This is a genomic window from Streptomyces sp. SAS_270, from assembly GCF_052543295.1.
This window is the reverse complement of sequence record NZ_JBMNDS010000142.1, coordinates 6,704-12,543: the sequence shown is the minus strand read 5'-3', so window position 1 is coordinate 12,543 and position 5,840 is coordinate 6,704. Positions and strand designations below refer to the sequence as shown.

Sequence of the window (5,840 nt, the reverse complement as noted above, 5' to 3'; positions counted from 1 at the left end):
CCCCCCCCCCCCCCCCCCCCCCCCCCCCCCCCCCCCCCCCCCCCCCCCCCCCCCCCCCCCCCCCCCCCCCCCCCGACAGCCTTGTGGCGAGCCCGCGGCGGGCTTTCGCGCGGGATCAGCAGGAGCTGGCGAACCTGAAGCTCTCCATCTCGTCGTTGCGCCACAGCGACGGAATCGACTGACCCGGCGTGAGGCACCCCAGAAATCCGGTGCCGTTGTCGTTGTCGTACATCAAGATGTGGAACCGGGTGCGATTGGAGACGCTGCTGATCTCGTTGTCCCCGTCCCAGCCGTCGATGTCGATGAGGGTTCCTATGTTCGCCGGTGACGTGGCGTACATGTCGACGTATTTCGATCCCGTGTAGTTGGCGTCCTCCCACATGCAGATGAAGTCCGCACCGCATCCCGCCGCCGCCGTCTGACCCTGCGCTTGGGCCTGCGCCGCGAAACCCAACGGGAAGGCCAGAGCGGCGGTGAGTGTGACGATCGTTCCTCGAACAGTCCTGCGCATGATTCCCCCTGCTGTCGATTTACCTCAGTCGTTCTTGCGGTCCCCACCATGCTGGGGCGCACGATGCGCGTGCGGCCACACGTTTCGATCACCTTCAAAGGGAGTCAGCGCGACGACAGGCGACATACGCGGTGGCGCCGGCGACTGTTCCGACACGTTGCGCGTCTCATGGCGTGGGGTGGCCGCGCACCGTGTGGCGGAAGCCGATCGGGGTCTGTCCGGTGCGCTGGTGGAAGTACTTGCTGAAATGGGTGGCGCTGGGGAAAGCGAGGTGGTCGGCGATGCGGGCGGCGGTCTGGTCGCTGTGGGCCAGGAGGCGTTTGGCCTCCAGGACGACACGGCGGTCGATGAACTCCTTGGCACCTAGGCCGGCGGTGGCGAGGGTGGCGCGGGAGAGGGTGCGGGCGGAGTAGCCGAGGGCGCGGGCGTAGTCCTCCACCCGGCGGGTGCGGGCGAAGTCCCTCTCGACGGCGTCACGGAAGCGGAGGTAGGTGGAGTCGGGTTCGGGCGCGGGACTGCCGACGGGTGCGGTCAGGTGGGCCAGGCGCAGCAGGAGGACGGACAGCAGGTGGCGCAGGGCCTCGGTGTGGATGTCCAGGGGCAGCCGTCCGAGCGCGTGGAACTCGGCGGTGAGGTGGTCGACGGCCCGGTGCAGGGCAGCGGCGTCGTCGGGCAGGGGGCGGCGCAGGACCGGGGCGTGGAGGTCTTCGATGCGGGTGACGGCTGCGGTGGCCGCGTCGATGAAGTCCTGCCGGAACAGGATCAGGGTGCCCTCGGCGTGGGTGAGGTCGCCCCACTGGTGCACCTGGCCCGGGCGTACCCACAGCCAGGAGCCGGGTTCGAGGGCGTAGGCGGTGAAGTCCACCGTGTGCCAGAGGGTGCCGCCGGTGAGCGTGAGCAGATGGTGGAAGTCCGGTCGCTGAAGCGTCGCGAGCCGCGCCGCCGGTACACGCCGGCGCAAGGTGGCCAGGGGCAGCACCTCGACCCCTGCAGGGGTTCCGGCAGGCGCGGTGAAGAGGATCTCGGGGATCTCCCGCGCGGCATCGTGTCGGTTTTTGGCCATAGCTAGTCGCAAGCGTATCCGGGTTCACCCTCCCTATCCCCCTAGTTTGGAGGTGCTGGCCCATACGGCACCGCATGGGTGTCGGAAAGCAGTAAGGGCGGAGGGGCGTGGTGTGTTCGGCGGAGCGAGTTCGACTGACGTACGCCTTCGACGCGTACTGCCCTTGGTGCTATGGCTTCGGCAGGGCCCTGCGGACCTTCGCCGAGGACAACGCACACCGCATCCAACTGTCGGTCCGGTCGGCCGGCCTCTACACCGGGGCCCGGTCGAGGCCCGTATCGGCGTACCCGCATCTGCGAGCCGAGCAGGACCGGACAGCGCGGCTGACCGGCGTCGGAAGGACCCGACCGCGGTGGACCGCTGGGCCGCCGCCGACTACACGCAGACGGTCCTTGTGGGCGCCGACTACTCGGGGCTCACCGACTACATCTCCACCGAGACCTACCACCAGCACAACCCGGAGGCCGCCGACGGCCTGGACGGCTTCGGCGCCGCCGCCGCGAAGTGGGCCGAGCAGGGCAGGAACCTTGTCTACAACAAGGTCCACAAGGTCGTCGCCGAGGGCGAGTTCGTCCTGCTGCAGTCCGAAGGCGAGTTCGGCGTCCCGGTGGCGTACTACGACCTGTTCCGCGTCGCCGACGGAAAGATCGTCGAGCACTGGGACGTCATCACCGCCGTTCCGGCCGAACTGCCGCACGGCAACGGCCTGTTCTGACAACCCTGCCACCAGCTGAGGAGAAGCACGATGAGCACGCCCGCTTACGCCGGCCGGACCTTCGTCCTCCGGGTCGACAACGGGGTCGTCTTCCGCAACACCTACGCGGCCGACGGCACCGTCCTGCACTACGAGACCCTGGAGGGTCCGGCCAAGGGAGCGAAGGAGACGGTCACTCTCCACACCGCCGAAGTCGCCCCGGGCCTGTTCATGCTCGGCTGGGTCGAGGAGTCCGGCATGACGGTCACACACGTCATGAACCTCAACGCCCGGACCGTCCACGCCCTCTGGACCTACGAGGGCGGTACCGGTCGCGTCGCCGAGCTCCACACCGCAACCCTCGAACCCGCCTGAGCAGGCCCGGCGAGCCGTCGCGGCCTTACCGGTAAGCCGGGAGACCACAACGGCTCGCCTCACACCCACCCGCCAGGCGAGCCGTCGTCGGCGTTCACGATCCAGGCGGCGCATCGCCCTCGGCCGCCGACGCGGGCCGCACGCCGAACACATCACCCGCACCGCCTGGAGGACCACCGTGCACGCCGGCACACTGCCGCTCGACGCCTACCGCACCGTCATCGCCCTGGACGAGCCGTTCCAGCCCGCTGACTGCCACACCCCGCCCTCGCACCCGACGCACCTGGTGCACGCCGCGCTCGACCTCCTCGGCAGGGACCCGGCGGCCGTGAAGGCCGGCCTGAGCACCGGTGACGCGGACCGGCTCGACCATGCGAACGCCCGGCGGCTGCTGCGCGCGGTGCTGACCGTACGGGCTCCGGGCCCTCTGCCCGCCGCAACCGCCAAAGCGCTGGACACACTCCTGGCAGCCGAGCGCCAGGCGCGCGAAATCACCGACGCGGGCACGCTGCCCCGCTGCCCGAACTGCGGCGGCGAGGTCGAGATCAACGTCCGCATCGGCCCCGAATTCGTCGACGCCCCCTACCTTCCCGCCGGCCGCCGCCTACAGGGCTGGCTGGACACGGCCGACGCCGACACCCGCCTGCTGATCCTGGAGTTCGGCGCCGGATTCAACACCCCCGGTGTCATCCGATGGCCGGGCGAACAGCTCACCCGGAGCTTCCCCCGCGCACGCTTCGTACGCGTCAACCCCACCGATCCCGAGACCCCCGCGGACCTGGCCGACCGATCCCTGTCCGTTCCCACCCACGCCGACCACCTGCTCGCCACACGCACCGCGCCCCACTCGGCGCCCGACCCTACGGTGATCCCATGAGCGACCCTGAAGCGAACAAGGCCACCGCCAAGGCCTTCTACGACCTGATGTTCAACGAGTGCCGCCCCGCCGAGGCCCTCGACCGGTACGCCGGCGACACCTACATCCAGCACAACCCGCATGTCGGCGACGGCAAGCAGGCATTCATCGACTACTTCGAGCGCATGGCCGCCGAGTACCCGGGCAAACACGTCGAGTACAAGCGCGCCTTCGCAGAAGACGACCACGTCATCCTCCACTGCCATCAGACCTGGCCCGGCGAGGAATACGCGGGCATCGACATCTTCCGCTTCGATCACAACGGAAAGGTCGTCGAGCACTGGGACGTCCTCCAGGTCATCCCGCCCACCTCCAGGAACGACAACACCATGTTCTGAGCACCGCGCGACGGAAGAGCACGAGCTGCAGGCGCCGCCTCGCACAAGCGCCGGAACGTACTCGTCACGGTGTCAGTCCGCCGTCTGCGCCGGGCCTGCCGTCACCTTCCGCAGCAGCGGCCTGCTGCCGGCGATCGCGGCGAACATGGCCAGCGCGCCGACGACCACGCACATCACCAGTTGCACAGCACCGGAGGCGTTCATCGTGGTGCCGGCGGCCTTGTTGAGCTGCACGGCGCCGAAGACACCCATCGCGGTGGTGCCTCCGGCCAGAACGGCCAGCGGGATGACGGTCTCACGCACCCGTGCCCGGTCCAGCACCTTCAGCGGGGTGCCGGACAGCCGCAGCAGGCCGTACACCCGTCGCCGGTCGAGGACGTTCGCGGCGGCCGTGAGGCCGGCGGAGGCGGCCGCGACGAGGAAGCTCAGCACGAGGGTGGCCGTACTGACGGCGGTGATGCGGGCGGTCACCGTGTCGTCCGCCGCGGACACGTACTCCTGGGTGAGGGGGTACCTGCCCGATCCGAGGGGCGTCAGTGCGGTGAGGGCGCTGTCGATGTCCTTCCGCCCGCCGGGGACCTTTGCGATCACTCCGTCAAGACCGGCCAGCAGGCTGTCGTAGTCGTCCTCGCTCGTGACGGTGACATCCGCCGTGATGCCTGCCCGGTGCAGCGCCGTACGGGCCTCGGTCGCTGTGTGGCGGGCGTCGGCGGCGTTCGCGGTGATCACCGCGACCTGGCCCTGGTGGCTCGGGCCGTCGGAGCCCAGCGTGCTGACGCAGAAGAACCCGGCCACGAACCCCGCGAGCACCAGACCGCTGACGGTGCGCCAGACCGCGCGCGGGTCGTCGCTGAGCCGACGGGCTGCCAGCAGTGTTGCCGGGCGCTTCGCACGGCGGGCCACGATCCGACCCAGCCGGTCCACCGCCCAGGGGCCGAACAGCCAGAACGCGCCGTAGAAGAGCGCCAGCAGGGCGATCAGCTGCCGGGGCTTCAACTGGCCGCTGTCACCTGTGGTCGCCCAGATGTAGAGCAGGACCGCGACGAACAGCACCAGGCGGATCGCGCGGGTGCGGCGCGGGTTCGCCTGCTGGGCCACGCCCAGGGGCGAGGTGGCCACCTGGCGCAGCATCGTCACCGAGCTCACGGTGATCAGTGCTGTGACGGCCGACACCACGGCCGCGAGCCACGGCAACCCCACCCACAGCTGACCGGCGTACCAGGAGCCGACACCGTACGGGAGTTCGGCGAGCGCGGGCAGCAGTGCCGCGTAGGCGAGCGCGCCCGCCAGCGCACCGGCCGCGCCGACTCCCGCCGCCTCGACGGCGGTCATGGCGAGGATCTGCCGTGGGGTGGCCCCGGCCAACCGCAGCGCGGCGAGCCGCTGTTCACGCCGGGCCGCGCCAAGCCGTCCCGCAGCCGAGCTCAACACGACGACCGGCATGACGAGGAGCACCACGCCCAGAAGTACGGTCCCCTGGTCCATGCCGGTGAACAGGCTCGCCTTGGTGCCGGCGAACCCGGAGACCGGTGAGCGCTTGGTCAGGCCGTCGTCGTAGTAGTTCTGGTGCCCGGCCGCCGGGGAGACCGCCGCGTCGCCGGGCGCCCGTCCGACCACCGCGACCAGCTCGTCGGGCGAGGCGAGAGCGGCGGCGCCGATCGTGCCGTAGGACTTCGTCTTCGGGAAGCGGTCGGCGAGTTGGCCGTCGGGGAGCTCGTGCAGCAGCTCGGCCAGCGCGGGCGAGACAGACACCTCGCCCTGCTTCGGGAAGCCGCTCAGGCCGGGCGGCGCGGGGGTCGCCGCGCGCCCGGGCAGCTGGGCCAGGTTCACGACGGTAACGGGCTTTTGGCGTACGTACGTCGTGGTCGTGGCCTGGATGGCCGTCGCCGCCTTGGCCGGTACGGCGTCGGGGGTGCGCCATGTGGTGTGGTCGGGGGGGGGGG

Annotated in this window: 7 protein-coding genes; 4 read left to right on the top strand and 3 right to left on the bottom strand. The window is 70.5% G+C overall.

Annotation, left to right across the window (positions count from 1 at the left end; genetic code table 11):
* Positions 1-115: 115 nt before the first annotated feature.
* Both ACN6LB_RS44700 and ACN6LB_RS44695 read right to left on the bottom strand, forming a co-directional pair.
* Positions 116-511, bottom strand: a complete 396-nt coding sequence (locus tag ACN6LB_RS44700; protein ID WP_445030933.1) for a peptidase inhibitor family I36 protein — start codon at positions 509-511, stop codon at positions 116-118.
* A gap of 166 nt (positions 512-677) precedes the next feature.
* Positions 678-1,574, bottom strand: a complete 897-nt coding sequence (locus ACN6LB_RS44695; protein WP_445030932.1) for a helix-turn-helix domain-containing protein — start codon at positions 1,572-1,574, stop codon at positions 678-680.
* Positions 1,575-1,926: 352 nt separating this feature from the next.
* Here ACN6LB_RS44695 and ACN6LB_RS44690 point away from each other — a divergent pair, with 352 nt between their 5' ends.
* The 4 genes from ACN6LB_RS44690 to ACN6LB_RS44675 all read left to right on the top strand — a co-directional run bounded on the left by ACN6LB_RS44690 (position 1,927) and on the right by ACN6LB_RS44675 (position 3,897).
* A complete protein-coding gene (locus tag ACN6LB_RS44690) occupies positions 1,927-2,289 on the top strand; it encodes a nuclear transport factor 2 family protein (RefSeq protein ID WP_445030931.1) in 363 nt (120 codons plus the stop codon).
* Between the two features lie 30 nt (positions 2,290-2,319).
* Positions 2,320-2,643 (top strand): MoaF-related domain-containing protein, encoded by a 324-nt coding sequence (locus tag ACN6LB_RS44685; RefSeq protein WP_356148839.1) that lies wholly within the window; start codon positions 2,320-2,322, stop codon positions 2,641-2,643.
* A 178-nt stretch (positions 2,644-2,821) separates the two neighbouring features.
* Entirely contained in the window at positions 2,822-3,520 is a 699-nt protein-coding gene (locus ACN6LB_RS44680) for a hypothetical protein (protein WP_445030930.1), read from the top strand.
* Positions 3,517-3,897: a nuclear transport factor 2 family protein gene (locus ACN6LB_RS44675; RefSeq protein ID WP_356148845.1), complete on the top strand. Its 381-nt coding sequence runs from the start codon at positions 3,517-3,519 to the stop codon at positions 3,895-3,897. Before ACN6LB_RS44680 ends, ACN6LB_RS44675 begins: the two co-directional genes overlap by 4 nt.
* Before the next feature lie 72 nt (positions 3,898-3,969).
* Here the strand turns inward: ACN6LB_RS44675 and ACN6LB_RS44670 are convergent.
* Positions 3,970-5,840: FtsX-like permease family protein (locus ACN6LB_RS44670; protein ID WP_445030929.1), on the bottom strand; the 1,871-nt coding region annotated here is incomplete at its 5' end.

Bases quoted from the DNA above. Each gene is read 5' to 3' on its own strand.
- ACN6LB_RS44695 (WP_445030932.1), bottom strand. From the start codon at position 1,574: ATGGCCAAAAACCGACACGATGCCGCGCGGGAGATCCCCGAGATCCTC.
- ACN6LB_RS44700 (WP_445030933.1), bottom strand. From the start codon at position 511: ATGCGCAGGACTGTTCGAGGAACGATCGTCACACTCACCGCCGCTCTG.
- ACN6LB_RS44685 (WP_356148839.1), top strand. From the start codon at position 2,320: ATGAGCACGCCCGCTTACGCCGGCCGGACCTTCGTCCTCCGGGTCGAC.
- ACN6LB_RS44675 (WP_356148845.1), top strand. From the start codon at position 3,517: ATGAGCGACCCTGAAGCGAACAAGGCCACCGCCAAGGCCTTCTACGAC.